This is a genomic window from Halomonas sp. 113 (genome assembly GCF_904067645.1).
GTDB lineage: Bacteria > Pseudomonadota > Gammaproteobacteria > Pseudomonadales > Halomonadaceae > Vreelandella > Vreelandella titanicae.
Window position 1 is genome coordinate 5,065,369 of sequence record NZ_LR881453.1, and the last position, 14,436, is coordinate 5,079,804.

General features: G+C 53.2%; 15 protein-coding genes. 6 read left to right on the forward strand and 9 right to left on the reverse strand.

Annotation, left to right across the window (positions count from 1 at the left end):
- Positions 1-26: 26 nt before the first annotated feature.
- A complete protein-coding gene (locus YERSI8AC_RS23540; RefSeq protein WP_039857665.1) occupies positions 27-944 on the reverse strand; it encodes a LysR family transcriptional regulator in 918 nt (305 codons plus the stop codon).
- Between the two features lie 227 nt (positions 945-1,171).
- On the opposite strand from YERSI8AC_RS23540, the gene YERSI8AC_RS23545 reads away from it, so the two are divergent.
- From YERSI8AC_RS23545 to argE, 4 genes are read left to right on the forward strand one after another with little or no spacing between them, the layout of a single operon-like run.
- Positions 1,172-2,137 (forward strand): Bug family tripartite tricarboxylate transporter substrate binding protein, encoded by a 966-nt coding sequence (locus YERSI8AC_RS23545; RefSeq protein WP_159177733.1) that lies wholly within the window; start codon positions 1,172-1,174, stop codon positions 2,135-2,137.
- 59 nt (positions 2,138-2,196) lie between these two features.
- Entirely contained in the window at positions 2,197-2,700 is a 504-nt protein-coding gene (locus YERSI8AC_RS23550) for a tripartite tricarboxylate transporter TctB family protein (protein WP_035555025.1), read from the forward strand.
- A gap of 25 nt (positions 2,701-2,725) precedes the next feature.
- Positions 2,726-4,198, forward strand: coding sequence for a tripartite tricarboxylate transporter permease (locus YERSI8AC_RS23555; RefSeq protein WP_039857670.1), 1,473 nt, complete (start codon positions 2,726-2,728; stop codon positions 4,196-4,198).
- A 35-nt stretch (positions 4,199-4,233) separates the two neighbouring features.
- Positions 4,234-5,421 carry an acetylornithine deacetylase gene (gene argE, locus YERSI8AC_RS23560; RefSeq protein ID WP_159177734.1) on the forward strand — a complete coding sequence of 396 codons (1,188 nt, stop codon included), beginning with the start codon at positions 4,234-4,236 and terminating at the stop codon, positions 5,419-5,421.
- A gap of 22 nt (positions 5,422-5,443) precedes the next feature.
- On the opposite strand, the gene YERSI8AC_RS23565 is transcribed toward argE, so the two are convergent.
- The 3 genes from YERSI8AC_RS23565 to YERSI8AC_RS23575 all read right to left on the reverse strand — a co-directional run bounded on the left by YERSI8AC_RS23565 (position 5,444) and on the right by YERSI8AC_RS23575 (position 8,932).
- The gene (locus YERSI8AC_RS23565) at positions 5,444-6,436 is read right to left on the reverse strand and encodes a 2-hydroxyacid dehydrogenase (protein WP_141440351.1); all 993 of its coding nucleotides are present in this window, start codon (positions 6,434-6,436) and stop codon (positions 5,444-5,446) included.
- Positions 6,437-6,441: 5 nt separating this feature from the next.
- Positions 6,442-7,353: an ectoine hydroxylase gene (thpD, locus tag YERSI8AC_RS23570; RefSeq protein ID WP_159177735.1), complete on the reverse strand. Its 912-nt coding sequence runs from the start codon at positions 7,351-7,353 to the stop codon at positions 6,442-6,444.
- 664 nt (positions 7,354-8,017) lie between these two features.
- Positions 8,018-8,932, reverse strand: a complete 915-nt coding sequence (locus YERSI8AC_RS23575) for an AEC family transporter (protein ID WP_022521262.1) — start codon at positions 8,930-8,932, stop codon at positions 8,018-8,020.
- A gap of 106 nt (positions 8,933-9,038) precedes the next feature.
- Between YERSI8AC_RS23575 and YERSI8AC_RS23580 the strand changes: the two genes are divergently transcribed.
- Together YERSI8AC_RS23580 and YERSI8AC_RS23585 are read left to right on the forward strand one after the other, a co-directional pair.
- On the forward strand, positions 9,039-9,542 hold the full coding sequence (locus tag YERSI8AC_RS23580; RefSeq protein WP_039857676.1) for a hypothetical protein: 504 nt from the start codon (positions 9,039-9,041) through the stop codon (positions 9,540-9,542).
- A gap of 5 nt (positions 9,543-9,547) precedes the next feature.
- On the forward strand, positions 9,548-10,141 hold the full coding sequence (locus YERSI8AC_RS23585; protein WP_022521260.1) for an SCO family protein: 594 nt from the start codon (positions 9,548-9,550) through the stop codon (positions 10,139-10,141).
- 13 nt (positions 10,142-10,154) lie between these two features.
- Here the strand turns inward: YERSI8AC_RS23585 and YERSI8AC_RS23590 are convergent, their stop codons facing one another.
- From YERSI8AC_RS23590 to YERSI8AC_RS23610, 5 genes are all read right to left on the reverse strand, one after another.
- Positions 10,155-11,261: a PHB depolymerase family esterase gene (locus YERSI8AC_RS23590; protein ID WP_138799524.1), complete on the reverse strand. Its 1,107-nt coding sequence runs from the start codon at positions 11,259-11,261 to the stop codon at positions 10,155-10,157.
- Positions 11,262-11,264: 3 nt separating this feature from the next.
- Entirely contained in the window at positions 11,265-11,945 is a 681-nt protein-coding gene (locus tag YERSI8AC_RS23595) for an FKBP-type peptidyl-prolyl cis-trans isomerase N-terminal domain-containing protein (RefSeq protein ID WP_159177736.1), read from the reverse strand.
- Between the two features lie 132 nt (positions 11,946-12,077).
- Positions 12,078-12,521: a universal stress protein gene (locus tag YERSI8AC_RS23600; RefSeq protein ID WP_022521256.1), complete on the reverse strand. Its 444-nt coding sequence runs from the start codon at positions 12,519-12,521 to the stop codon at positions 12,078-12,080.
- A 21-nt stretch (positions 12,522-12,542) separates the two neighbouring features.
- Positions 12,543-13,826 carry a TRAP transporter large permease gene (locus tag YERSI8AC_RS23605; protein ID WP_022521255.1) on the reverse strand — a complete coding sequence of 428 codons (1,284 nt, stop codon included), beginning with the start codon at positions 13,824-13,826 and terminating at the stop codon, positions 12,543-12,545.
- A gap of 30 nt (positions 13,827-13,856) precedes the next feature.
- On the reverse strand, positions 13,857-14,435 hold the full coding sequence (locus tag YERSI8AC_RS23610; RefSeq protein ID WP_022521254.1) for a TRAP transporter small permease: 579 nt from the start codon (positions 14,433-14,435) through the stop codon (positions 13,857-13,859).
- Position 14,436 lies beyond the last annotated feature (1 nt).

The following is a 14,436-nucleotide window of genomic DNA, read 5'->3' on the forward strand; positions in this document are numbered from 1 at the left end:
TAAGTCATATGTTTGTCGTTACTGTTTTATTTTAGTGAAGTTAGTATTCCCATTTGATGCAAGCTATCGATTTCAGCGTATATCTCTTCGCAGAAGGATTCAGCCACATTACTTAACGGCTTGTGTTTAGATTTAAGTAAGGCAATTTCCCACTCAATGGTTGGCTCCATAGGCTTTGATACAACGGCTGTTCCCTGCAACAGCAGTTCTGCAATGGGATCAATCACTGCGACCCCAAGTCCGCGATCAACTAATGCGCACACCCCCCGCATATGGCGCATTTCAGCGGCAATATGCCGCTTTATATCCACTGTCTGCATAATGTAATCCACGCGGGCACGCAGAGGACTATCCGCCATCAGCTCTACGAATGTCTGGTTTTGTAAGCTAGTAAGCGCCACCACATCTTGCTTAGCAAGGGGGTGCGTACGATGCATGATGCACCTGGCAGAACAGCGTGCAAGACTACTAACCGTTGCTCCATAAGTGTCTGCTTCAAGCGTTATTCCCAGCGCCACATCACAGGTATTGTTGTCGATCATTTTAAGCAACTCTTGCAACCCGGCATCGATGACCCGAACGCCTACATTAGGGTGATTTTGTTTAAAGCGCTTAATGACATCGAGTAAAAAGGTATCGCAAAAAATGGGTTGTGCAGCGACTACGACACTGCCCAATTGGTTATTAGCAATAGCATCCGCGTCTTTTTGAGTATCTCGAATACTCGCCATTAGCCGTAAAACGGACGCGTGGTATAAAAACGCTTCTGACGTTGGCGAAAGCTGATTGCGGGCACGTTTGAACAAAGCAAAACCCAGCTCGTCCTCTAGCCCGATGAGCAAACGACTTACCATTGACTGGCTGATTCCTAACGTTTCTGCAGCCGCTTTCGTGGTGCCATGCTTCATGAATGCATCAAAAGCTTCAATTTCTTTTATTTTCATGGTGTTAATCCCACTCAAGAAGTCTTTTACTCAATAAACAGCGAATAAAAACAACGTTTATAAACAATAAGCTTGCAACTTTGGCTCACCACTAGAACAAAATCGAATACTAAATCGAATTGTTGCAACAAATTTCATACCTGTCTATGTTAAAAGCGCTGGGTTCAAAAATGCTATTAATAAATCCACTCCATGAAAGCTATGCAACAACGATTGCGGAGATAAGTATGAAACTCATCTTAAGTTTAGCGGCAGCAACGCTGCTCGCTGCCTCCACCGCCTATGCTCAGAGCTACCCTTCCGAACCCGTCACACTGGTAGTCCCTTATGGCCCAGGCGGCGCCTCCGATCTGGCCGGTCGGGCGCTAGCGGAGTCGGCTCGCGAATATTTAGGACAGCCTGTCACGGTCGTCAATCAAGCCGGCGCAGGTGGAATGACCGGCGCTCGCGATGTGACACAAGCTGACGCCGATGGTTACACCCTGCTGTTAGCCCGCGTCGGCATGGCTCTATCACCGGCGGTCAACGAAAACAGCAGTGTTGATTGGGATGAGTACACCTTCATCAGCCCGCTTGAAGCCACACCGATGATTCTTGCCGTGGCTGAAGACTCTCCCTATGAAAGTGTTGAGGATTTACTGGAAGGCATCGAAAACGACCCTGGTGCGATGAGCTACGCCGCTTCCGGCGCCACCGCCATTGATGGCTTTACGGTGCAGTCGCTACTGGCTGACGCGAAAATGGATCCGCTGACGGCGGCTACGTTGATTCCCTACCGTGGGGGCGGCGAACTCGCAACGGCATTACTGGGTGGGCATGTTGATTTTCTCGCCATCGCGGCAGCCTCTCTGATGCCGCATATCGAGAGCGGTGACATGCGTCCGTTAATGGTGTTCTCACCAGAGCGCATGGAAGCACTACCGGACGTGCCGACGGCTGAAGAGTTGGGTTATGAGTTGGCTGGTCAGGTGATGGGGTGGAGCGCGCTGTATGGCCCGCCAGATTTACCTGAAGAGGTCATGAATACCTGGGCAGAGGTAATGGAGCAGGTGGCTGAAGATGAAATGTGGCTCAGTCGTGCTGACGATCGTGGCTCAATTTCCACTATTGGCAGCGTCGATATGGAGACCTACGCAAAAGAGCAGTATGAGTTTTATCGCACCTTAGCGGAACAGTTTGGCTATCTAGAGTGAGTCAGCGTTAGGCACCACGTTGTCGTCACTGCATACATCATTTCATCACTGGAGGGGTCATGGGTATAACACGCGGTTTAGTTATTACGGTGCTGTTCGGTATCGTGCTGTTTTTACTGATACCCGCCTATGTGCCCCGCCCGCGCTTTATTCCAGGGTTCGCGCCACCGCCTGATATGTGGCCACGCACGGTATCCATGCTCGGCATGGCACTGGGCATACTGCTCGTCGGGCTTTCTTTTTCACGCAAAACCGAAGCAATCGCTGACCCTGAAGATGCCAGCACTATCCGCGGTGACACGCCACTTGTCACGCTGCTCACCCGCTTCGGCTGGACGGTACTCGCCTTTGCGCTCTTTATCGGTTCAGTGATGCTGCTCGGTTTTTTGCTATCGAGCATTCTGCTGTTAATGGCGATGCTGATATTGACGGGTTATTGGCGCCACAAAGTGGTGGCGGCCATCGTTGCCGTTGCACTCCCACTGGTCCTCTACCTGTTTTTCTCCAGCGCACTCAATACGCGTTTCCCTGTCGGCAGCCTTTTCAAGGCTATCGGTATTTAACTTACCGCGTATAGGACTGACCACTATGCTCAACGACCTGCTGGTTGCCTTCCAGGCGGTTGCCACCATTGAGAACTTTCTGATCATGGCCGCCGGTATTTGGGGCGGCGTGATTATCGGCGCTATTCCAGGCATGACCGGCACCATGGCGGTGACGCTGGCGCTGCCCTTTACTTTTTATATGCAGCCGATTCCGAGCATTTTGTTACTCGTCGCACTGTACAAAGGCTCGACCTACGGCGGTTCGGTATCCGCGATATTGATCAAAACGCCAGGCACTGCTTCGGCTGCCTGCACCACCCTTGATGGCTACCCATTGGCCCAGCAAGGCAAGGCAGGCAAAGCCCTCAACATGGCGCTCTATTCCTCCTGTACCGGGGATTTTATTTCCAATCTCTCGCTGATTTTTATTGCCGCGCCACTGGCGCTACTTGCGCTGCGTATTGGGCCACCCGAATACTTTATGTTGATGATTTTCGCACTTACCACCGTCGCTGGGGTGTCAGGGCGCTCGCTGCTGCTTGGGCTTGTATCGGCGTGCTTAGGGCTACTACTAGCCACAGTGGGCGAAGATATGTACGGCTCGTTCCGCTTTGATCTAACCGTGGATATGCAGAGCGGTCTTGCCGTTGCCCCCGTACTCATTGGTCTGTTTGCGATCCCAGAGCTGCTTAAAATTATTGTCTTTCGTAACAATCAAAGCCATAAGCCCATGCAGTTGGGCGATAACCGCGTAACGCGAGACGAGCTGCGCCGATCCTTAAAGGCAATGCTCAAAGGCAGCATGATTGGTGTTGTGATGGGGGCCATTCCCGGCATAGGGCCTTCGGCGGCGGCTTTCTCCTCCTACGGGGAAGCACAGCGTAGCTCAAAGAATCGCGAGAACTTTGGTAAGGGCGAACTAGAAGGGATCGCAGCATCAGAGTCCGCTAATAATGGTTGCTGTGGCTCCACCATGATCCCTTTGTTAGCACTGGGCGTGCCGGGCGATGTGATTACGGGCGTGATGCTGGGCGCCTTTATGATTCACGGCATGACCCCAGGCCCTATGCTATTTGAGAACAACCTTCATGAGGTTTACATGCTGTTTATTGGCATGTTGTTCTCTTCTGTTTTGCTGTTTGGTGCTGGTAAAGCAACGATGCGCTTTTTCTCGCATATCTCGCGCATTCCCCCCGGCTTAATGGCGCCGATCGTACTTGCTCTGTGCGTATTCGGTATTTTTTCGATCTCCAACAGTATGTATGACGTCATCGTACTGCTAGCGATGGGCATATTTGGCTTTTTCATGTTCCTGTTCGCCATTCCCGCCGCCCCCTTTTTAATCGCCTTCATTCTTGGCCCGATGCTGGAAGAGAACCTGCGTCGTGCCCTTGCGCTATCTCGCGGTGATCCAAGCATCCTGGTGTCGTCGCCTATCACCTGGTTATTCGCTTCGCTGGCGATATTCGTGGTGGTAGTGACAATTCGTCAGCAGCTTAAAAAAGCCAAGGTCTGAGCCAAAGATTCCCTTACTGCCAAGGATTTAACGCTATGCAAGCTAGTGCTACGCCTAACGCTCACCCGCAGTTGGAAGCCGCGATATCACACCTCACCGACCTTATCGCTTACGACACAACGAGTGCTTACTCCAACCTTGAGCTTATTCATCACATCGAGAGGTTCTTCGCCAGTCTTGACGCGGATGTGACGGTGCTGCCCGATGAGAGCGGCGAAAAGGCCAATTTAGTCGCCCGCCTGGGGCCGGCCGACGCAGCTGGCATCGTCCTCTCTGGTCATACGGACGTCGTACCCGCCAACCCGAAGAACTGGCAGAGCGACCCTTTCAAAATGGAGCAACGCGGCAACCGCTTGTTTGGTCGTGGTACCTGCGATATGAAAGGCTTTGCAGCCTGCGTTATGGCGGCGGCACCGGCGTTTGCCAACGGCGAACTACACCGACCTTTCTATTTCTGCTTCTCTCATGATGAGGAAGTAGGCTGTCTGGGTGCCCCCGCCATTGCTCGTCACTTAGCCGAGCTCAAGGTGCCACCAGCTCTGGCGATTATCGGTGAACCCAGCGAAATGAAACTGATCAACGGCCAAAAGGGCAAAATCGCCATGCGGGTGACGGTGCGCGGAGAAGGGGGCCACTCATCGTTCTCCCCTCAACACGTCAATGCGGTGGAGTATGCCTCGCGTATCATCACCATGATCGCCGAGCGATCACGACGATATGAGCAAGAAGGCCCTTTCGACCACGACTTTACCGTTCCCCACGCCACAACACTGACCACTATGATAGAAGGCGGTGTGGCGACCAACGTTACCCCTGATTCCTGCAGCTTTATCTTTGAGCTACGCAGCATTGATCAGGAAGCAGCCGCCACGGACATTCAAGCACTGATCCGCGATATAGAGACTGCCCTACTCCCCGAAATGCAGCGCCAATCAGCCGATTCCGCCATTGAGTGGCAAGAGCTATTTGCCTACCCCGCCATGGGGGACGCCACCGACAGCGATATGTTCAAAAAGCTTGAACCCATTCTTCCCGAGCGTGGCGGCAAGGTATCTTATGGCTCAGAAGGCGGCGTGTTCGAGATCGATGGCGGCATACCCTCAGTGATTGTTGGGCCCGGCTCTATTCGCCAAGCCCACAAGCCCGATGAGTTCATAGAAATTGATCAACTTAGCCAGTGCCTAGCATTCTTAGATGAATTAAATGCTTGGATGAAACGCTAACGCCCCCATGAGTGAAGGTGAATTATGGGGTAGTCACTCGATGAAGGGTTCCGCTACCGCGTTCAAAAGCGTCAATATTAGCCAACGTCGTCTCGGCGATATTGGTTAGCGCTTCGGCGGTGAAGAAGGCTTGGTGTCCGGTGATCAGTACATTATGGAAGGTCGTCAGGCGCATAAACTGGTCATCGTTAATCACGCCTTGAGAGAGGTCTTCGAAGAACAGCTGCTCTTCCTCTTCATAGACATCCAGCCCTAAGCGGCCGATTTTGCCGCTTTTCAGGCCTGCTATGACGGCTTGGGTATCGACCACCCTTCCGCGGCCGGTATTGATCAGCATAACGCCTTCCTTCATTTGCGCGATGGCATCGGCATCAATCAAATGGTGAGTCTCAGGCGTCAACGGGCAGTGCAGCGAGATAATGTCGGCGCTGGCAAACAGCGTTGCTAGCGGCACGTACTCAACAAAGGATTTAGCATCCGGGCTGGGAAACGGGTCGCTGGCCACTACCCGGCAACCAAAGCCGTGCATAATATCGGCAAAAATCAGCCCAATATGCCCAGTTCCAATAATGCCTACCGTTTTACCGTGCAGGTCGAACCCCAGCAGGCCATCCAGGGCAAAATTGCCCTCCCGCACACGGTTGTAAGCGCGATAAGTCATGCGATTAAGGCTCAGCACTAGGGCGACCGCGTGTTCTGCCACTGCGTGGGGGGAGTAGGCAGGCACCCGTACCACTGTGATGCCTAACCGTTCGGCGGCAGCCAAATCAACATGGTTGAAGCCCGCCGAACGCAGCGCCACTAATCTTGTGCCACCGTTATGCAGTTGCTCTAACACGGCGGCATCTAGGCAGTCATTCACGAAGGCGCAAATCGCGTCAAAACCGTTGGCTAAGGTCGCCGTGTCTTCAGTTAAACGCGCCTCAAAAAAGCTTAAGTGGTGGCGTTGCCCCGAGTTGGCGCGTGTAAGAAAAGTGCGGTCGTAGGGTTTAGCACTAAACACGGCGATGCGCATGGGCTTTACTCGTTGAGCGGTTTTAGCGGCTCCCAATCCGAACGATTAGCTAGAAATTCCGGCCTGGGCCGGTTACCGCAGTAAGGGTCGTGCAGCGTGTTTTCAACACTGTTGTAAACAAAGAACAGATTACTTCTCGGCCAGCAAGACATATTTATGTTCGAGCCGTGCATGGTATTGCATTCAAAGATCACCAGCGAACCGGCAGGCCCCTTGGGAGCTTCGATATCGTTTTCTAGCATTATCTCGCGAAGGCTACTGGCTGGGGGCACGCCCACCTCTTGGCTTTTCAGCGACTCTTTATAGTTATTTTCCGGCGTTCGTCCGACACACGGAACAAAATAATGATGCGAGCCAGGGATCAACATTAATGGGCCGTTAAATTCACCGTTGTCAGTGAGTACGATGGAGCAACTTAACGCACGCATACGTGGCATGCCGTCTTCGCTATGCCATGTTTCAAAGTCGGAGTGCCACTCAAACCCTTTGCCTTTAAAACCTGGTTTATAGTTAATCCGTGACTGATGAATATATACATCGCTGCCAAGAAGTTGCTTAACAATCGCCAATAGCTTGGGATCCTGGGTCAAGCGCTGAAAGCGTTTTGAAACATCGTGGATGCCGAAAATAGTACGAATCTCTTCACGCCTAGGTTCAAGAATAGTGCCTTCTGAAAGTTTCAGATCAGCATCGTCTTCATATTCGCGCAGTTCTTTAAGAAAAACCTGCATGTCATCAGCGTCAAAAAATCCTTCAAACGATAGAAATCCCTTTCTTTCGTACTCATCAATTTCTGATTTGCTTAAGGGGCCATTCGCAAGCTGTGACTCATCGCCGTATACCACCGGATCGATGCGTTCAAACATTCCCAACTTTCGTTCCAAGCGAGTAGGGAATAAGTCTTGTGTATCGTTCATGGCAAACTCCTCCGTTAGTATCCATGTCAAGTAACGCTTTTAGGGGCTACTTATAAAACGTAGACGCCAAAACGCACCACAGCAATAACGCTATGTCAGCCGGCTCATCGTGCCAGCAATCATCGTTTTTAAATTCATGTTTTTAAAACAAGAGACGGAAAGCGAGGAGCGGGAGTCGAAAGGCAGTATAGGAAGCGAGAGGGTAGCAGGGGCTAAAAAAAGAAAGCCGCTCCAATGGAGCGGCAAAAAGACCGTGACTAGCAATGAGAGGGAGAAACCATGACAGGAAACTGGCGGTTTCTGTCCTGGTTGCCAGCGTCTCATCAAACGCTGACAACCACAATGTAATAGTTCTCATTTACCGCGTCAATACAAATACGAATATTTTTTATTACCACTTGCTGATAGCAAAGATCGCACCCGCAGGAGATGAATAAGAAACTGGAAACCATAAAAAAGAAAGCCGCTCCATTGGAGCGGCAAAAAGACCGTGACTAGCAATGAGAGGGAGAAACCATGACAGTAAACTGGCGCTGATTCTGAAATCAACAGCTGTCCTGGTTGTCAGCGTCTCATCAAACGCTGACAACCACACTGTAATGATTCTCATTTACTCCGTCAATACAAATGCGAATATCTTTTATTTAACTTTGCAGCCTCGCTGTCAACTAACCAGTTGCAGCCAAAAAGGCAGGGTGAGCATGGCCAATAGGGTTTGGCCCGTAATGATCGCCGCCATCAACTCGGCATCGCCACCCAGTTGGCGGGCTAGGATATACGCCGAGGTGGCGGTGGGCAGTGCTGCAAACAGCAGCGCTACGTCACGGCTTACGGGATCCAGCTGCAAGATCCAGGTGAATGCCAATACCAGCGCGGGCATGAGCAGCAGTTTAACGCCATTGGTGGCCAGCACGCCGCGGTCAATGCGTAGCAGTGCCGCTGGGCGCAGCGCCACACCCACGGCCACCAACCCCAACGGCAGCGCCGCACGCCCCAGTAGCTCTACCGTATCTTGACTCCAGCCGGGCAAACCAACGTTCGTAAGGTTCAGGCCAATGCCCGTCAAGCAGGCAAGGATCAACGGGTTTTTAATCAGCGCCATGGCACTTTTACCTACGCTAGCACCGCCGAGTGTGCCAGCGGCGACAAAGCTGGCCACACACATCACGTTAACTACTGGCACCATTAGTGCCACGGCGACGGCTGCGGTGGTCGCTCCTAAGCTGCCGTGTAGCGCGGCGGCGCCAGCAACGCCCACATAGGTATTAAAACGTACCGCACCTTGAAATACCGACGTAAACGCCGCAGGCGTTAGCTGTAGCCAGCCACGTAAACGCCATAGCAGCAAGCCAAACAGCGCCATCGCGCCCAGCAGCACCAGCGCCAAGCGGCCGACCGGCACTTGGCTTACATCCGCAGTGGCCAAAGTGCTTACCAGCATGGCGGGAAACAGCACAAAGTAGATCAGCCGCTCCATCTGCGGCCAAAAGGTGTCGCTGGGCCAGCGCCAATAGCCAAGCACGGCACCCAGTAAGATCAACAGAAATAGTGGGCCTAAAGCGCCAGTGATACTCTCCATTTATGTCCCTTTTGCCTGCGACATCCCAGCACAGCGATATCGGTGCGATTACTGTTACCATGGCAATGATTCCCCGCCCCACGGCTTGCGTAGCGATTATTCTGCCATGAAGATGACATCAAAACCTGCACACTCAGCGGGCTTTCCTGCCTTAAGGGTACTGATATTGGTCACTGGCTTGGCGCTAGCGGCCTGCGCGTGGTATGCCTTTTCACATTGGCTACACCGCGACAGTGATGTGACATGGTTTCCGCCCACATCAAGCTGCAACCTGCATGCCGCGCCCTGCTCCGCCACCTTGGGCGATAAGGGCCGCATCACGTTCGCGGTTCAGGCAAATGGGCGAATCGATGCACTAGAGATATTACCACTGGAAGTGGAAGTCGATGGTGTAACGGCCACCCAGGTCGAGGTAGATTTTATTGGTCGAGATATGGATTTGGGGCTACACCGTTTTGCCCTTAGCGCAGGTGCACCCGGCCATTTTCAAGGTCACGGCCAAGTAGGGATTTGCACTCAAAGCGTTATGCCTTGGCGTGCACGTGTCATACTGGAAACCGCAGAAGGCAAGGTAGGCAGTTGGTTCGATTTTGACGTAATTCGGAGTTAACGCATATGGCAAGGAAACCCTTATGGCTAGGCACCGGTTTAGTCGCGGCTTTACTGGTGGTCAGCGGTATAGGCCTCTATCAGTATGCCTTCGCCCCCAAAGAGGGCGAACCGGTAGGAGGCCCAGTTGAACTGCCCTCTACCCAGGGTGATTTCTCGTTAACCCAGTTAGATGAAGATCAAGTCGCGATACTCTCCTTTGGCTACACCTACTGTCCCGACATTTGTCCCATGACCCAATCGGTTAAGCGTCAAGCCCTGGCCCAGCTCTCTGAGGAGCAGCGCGAGCGTGTAGTGCCGGTGATGGTCACCGTTGACCCCGAACGCGACACCATCGCGCGCATGCAGGAGTACATGGGCTTTTTCGGCGAGGAGTTTATCGGCGCGGTGGGCAGTCAGGAACAGCTTGAGGATGTCGCCTCACGCTATGGGGTGATCTGGCGGAAAGTCGAAGCGCCGGATTCAGCAATGGACTACACCATTGATCACAGCGCCTCGCTCTTTTTGGTTAATCGCGAGGGCGATATTCTGCAGCGAGTGCTCTACTCACCGACCCCGCACGGTTTAGTCTCCGCATTAGAGAGCGAACTAGACGGTTAAGCGAAGTCTCTTCTTAATCGGTTTGTTCAGGTGCCGCCTGTAAACGATCCAGCATCGCCAGCAGCGCGCCAATTTGGGTACCGCTACGGGTGTCGTGCTGGGGGCTTAACTGCCAGGTACTTTCAGCAAACCCCCACCAATCCCAGCAGCCCTGGGGGTTCGCCATACTGCTTTCTGCCTGAGGATAGAGCACGATTTGCTGATGCGCTGCCGCCCAGGCATTAAGCCCGGTGTAGCGTATGAACGTATCGCCAATGGCCTCTGCGTTCATTTGGCAGCCGTGCAGCGCCAGCGTTACCGGGCACTCCCCCGCATCACAGCCTTCGGGTATAAACACATAGCCGGTGTCCGCTAGGCCCTTGACCGCAAACTCTGACTGATCAAACGCGACTAGTTCGCCCCCTTGCTCATCCTCTGGCTCACGACTAGACTCGCCAGCGTCCGAGGCTGCTCGTTCGGGGTAGAGCCAATCCAGCATTTCTCCAGCAATATCGTCATCGCAGGATAACAGGAAACTACCGCCACCCTGTCGGCAATCGCCCCACTCCTGGGGCCCGGGAGCCGCTTCACTGGGTAAGCGTATCGGCCAGCCATGTCCCGCATTTTCACTGCGCGCAACGCGTAGCTGATCAGGCGAAGCAAGCCACTGCTGCCACTGCTCAGCAAGCAGGTCGCCGAGCTGTGGCTCAACCACTTCATCCTCTTCACCGTGCCATAAGTAGGCCCTGAGCTGGCTAAGCGCCTCAGTGCTGCCAACCTGTTCAAGCTCAATATAGCGCTGGTGGCGAGCCTCCAATTCATCCAGCGAAGGCACGCCACGGCGGGTCATCATGCATTGATTAAGCGCCAAACTCAGCGAGCCCTGCGCGCAACTCCAGGGCCCTGCTGCCAGTACACCTAGGCCACTAAACCGCTCGGGCCAAGCCACCGCTAGCTGGGTCGCCATATAACCGCCCGACGATACTCCCACTACGCTGGCCTGCTCACTCGCAGCACTCAGGGCGGGCAAATCCTCAGGCTCACTGTCCGTCTCGGCCTGCGCTAGCAGCGGCGTGCATAGACCTAAGCAAACCAGTGCCTGAGCGAGAGAATGCAGGTTAGAAGAGGGGGTTGAAGTCATCCCTTATTCGACACCTAGCAGTTCAACGCGGAAGGTCAGTACTTCGTTAGGCCCAATTGGACCTTGACCATTTTCGCCGTAAGCAATATCCGCAGGGATATAGAGCATCCAGCTATCGCCAACGCTCATCATCTGCAGCGCTTCCTGCCAGCCTTCGATCACCTGATTAGTCTGGAAGCTGACAGACTCACCGCGCTCAAAAGAGCTATCGAAAACGGTGCCATCCAGCAGCATGCCTTCGTAATTCACTTCGACGGTATCTTCAGGGCCAGGCGTGGCACCATCGCCAGATTCAAGCACTTCATACTGCAGGCCAGAGTCAGTCACGGTCACTTCTTCGCGCTCAGCGTTCTCGGCTAGGAAAGCTTCGCCCTCTTCGAGGTTTTTCTGTGCCATCTCTTCAGCTTCCGCTTCACGCGCTTGCATGGATTGCTCTTGGAACGCCATCAACGCTTCGGTCATCTCTTCTTCACTGAGCGCCAGGTCATTACCTTCAAACACATCGCTCATGCCGTCGTGGAACGCATCCAAGTCGAGGTCTTCGATGTCTGCCTGCATGCTTTCACCCAGGGTCACACCCAGGCTGTAAGCCAAGCGCTGTTCATCGGTTTCGGGCGCTGCCGCGGCAAAAGGGGCAACCAAAAGCAAACCTGTCAGAGCTGTAGTAGAGAGCAGTTGTTTCATGAAAGATCCTTTTTATAGCGGCGCCGTACGCCGATCAGTGTCATATAAAGACTAACACCCACCGCCCCGAGCTGCATCTTCGGGGAGGTGGGCGCCAATAAGACCACAAAATGGGAGAGAGGTTTAGCGGATTTAGACCACCAGCGTGGGGCAGTGTGCTGCACCCGCCACCCGTTGAGAAACGCTGCCTAGCAGCGGGTTCTTCTCGCCATTGGTGCCCTGGGCACCAATCACGATCAGATCGCACTCCCGCTTACGGGCAAAGCGCACAATAATGCGCGAGGGTCGCCCGCCCTTCACAAAAGCACGCACGCGAGCACTGTCAGCGCCAAGCTCAATCGCATGAGATTTTGCGTGCACAGCGATCTCGGTGGCGTACTCTTTTAGCGCATCGTCAGGGATATCCAGCTGGTTGGGCCGCACCATAGAGAGCGAGGCCTCCAGCAAGCTGTGGTGTTTAAACACGCACAGCAAATAGAGCTCAGCGCCGGTTAGCATATGCAGACCCACCGCTTTTTCCAGCGCCCTTAAGGCGCCTTTTGAACCATCCACCGGGACTAAAATGCGATTAAACATTCGCGTACTCCTTGTGGCTGTTTAGCGGAAGGCGACATCGCGCAGGAACAGCGCAATTTGCGGGAACATGATCAGCAGTGCAGCAGCTAAAATCAGCATGAAAATAAACGGCGGGGTGCCTTTGATCACATCCCAATAGGGGCGCTTGAAAATCGCAATAGCGGTGAAAATATCGCACCCAAAGGGCGGAGTTGCCGAACCTATCGCCACCTGCAAGGTAATCAAAATACCCACCAACACAGGATCCAGGCCTGTCGCCGCAATGGCGGGTGCGAAAATGGGCGTTAGCACCAGAATGACCACGATCGGATCAACAAACATACAGGCCACAAAGAAGGAGATACAGATGGCAATCAATACGCCCGTGGGGCCAGCTTCGTTGACACCCACCGCCTCCAGAATCATTTGCGGAATCTGAGCAAACGAAATGATCCATGAGAAGCCATTACCCACCGCGACCAGGATAAAGACAACGGCGGTAATCAAGCCGGTTGATTTGGCGATGGCATAAATGTCGTTCATCTTAAGCGAGCGGAAGACCACAAACTCAAGCAAAATGGCATACAGCACACAGGCTGCAGCAGCTTCAGTCGGGCTGAAGATACCGCCGTAAATACCACCGACAATAATGACCGGAAAGCCAAGCGGCCAAAGAGCCTGCTGAACCGCTACTGCGCGCTCTTTCCAGCTCGATTTTGCTTCAGTAGGTACATCTTTCACGATGGCGTAGATAATGCAGTAAATCGAGAACATAACCAGGATCATTAACCCTGGCCCAATCCCGGCAATAAATAGCTCGCCGATAGAGGTGCCCGAGATAACCCCGTAAATGATCATGCCGATACTGGGCGGAATCAAAAACGCAATATCGCTGGAATTGATAATCAGCGCCAGCGTGAAAGAGTCTGAGTAGCCCGCTTTAAGCATTTTTGGACGCAGCGGCGAGCCAACAGCGACCACGGTTGCCTGGGTAGAACCGGATACAGCACCGAACAGCGTACACGAAGCTGCCGTGCTCACCGCCAAGCCACCTTTAATATGGCCGATAAACGCCATCACCATATCAATCAATCGGTTAGCGGACTGCCCGCGGGTCATGATATCAGCGGCAAGGATAAACATGGGAACCGCAATAAGTGAGGCTGGGCGTATACCCGCCATCATCTGCTGGATCAGCGTATCCATCTGGCCGAAGCCGTTAAACATCATATAGAAGCCGATTACTGCAGCGGTAATCAGCGGAATCATCATTGGAAAGCCCAGCAGCAGCAGGGCAATCATGGTGGTGACCATTATTGTCGTCATAGCTGTTCCCCTAGGGTGCAATGCCCCGCGTTAGACTTCTGTTTCGGTGTCTTTATATCCATCCACCACGCCCGTCGAGAGATAGACATCGTGGGACGTGAAGTTTTTAACCGCGGTCAGCAAGTATTGAATACCGGTGATTAAAAAGCCCATCGGCACCCATAGGTAAATGATCCACACCGGCAAGCCCAAGGAGGGCAACACCCTGCCTTTGCTATGCAGATCCAGTATATAAACGATCGAATAGTAGAGCAGGAAAAACATCACTAGCGATGTGAACAGCGCGATGCAGATCATTAGCGCTCTGCGCCCACCTACCGGCAGCGCATCATAGATAGCCGACATGCGAATATGACGACCATGACGGGCTGCATAGCCAATACCCGCAAAGGTAATCATGATGATCAAAATGCGGTTTAGCTCACCGGAGAACATGATGCTGTTGCCAAATACAAAGCGGGCAACCACGTTGGTGACCGTATTCAGCGCCATTAGCAAAACACCCATCGCGAGAATCACGGCTTCTATTTTGCTAATTGCAGTGTCGATCACGCCTAGTACCCCCGGCAAGCCGGAACGGTAACTCTTTTCCATCTCGTCATCGGTCATG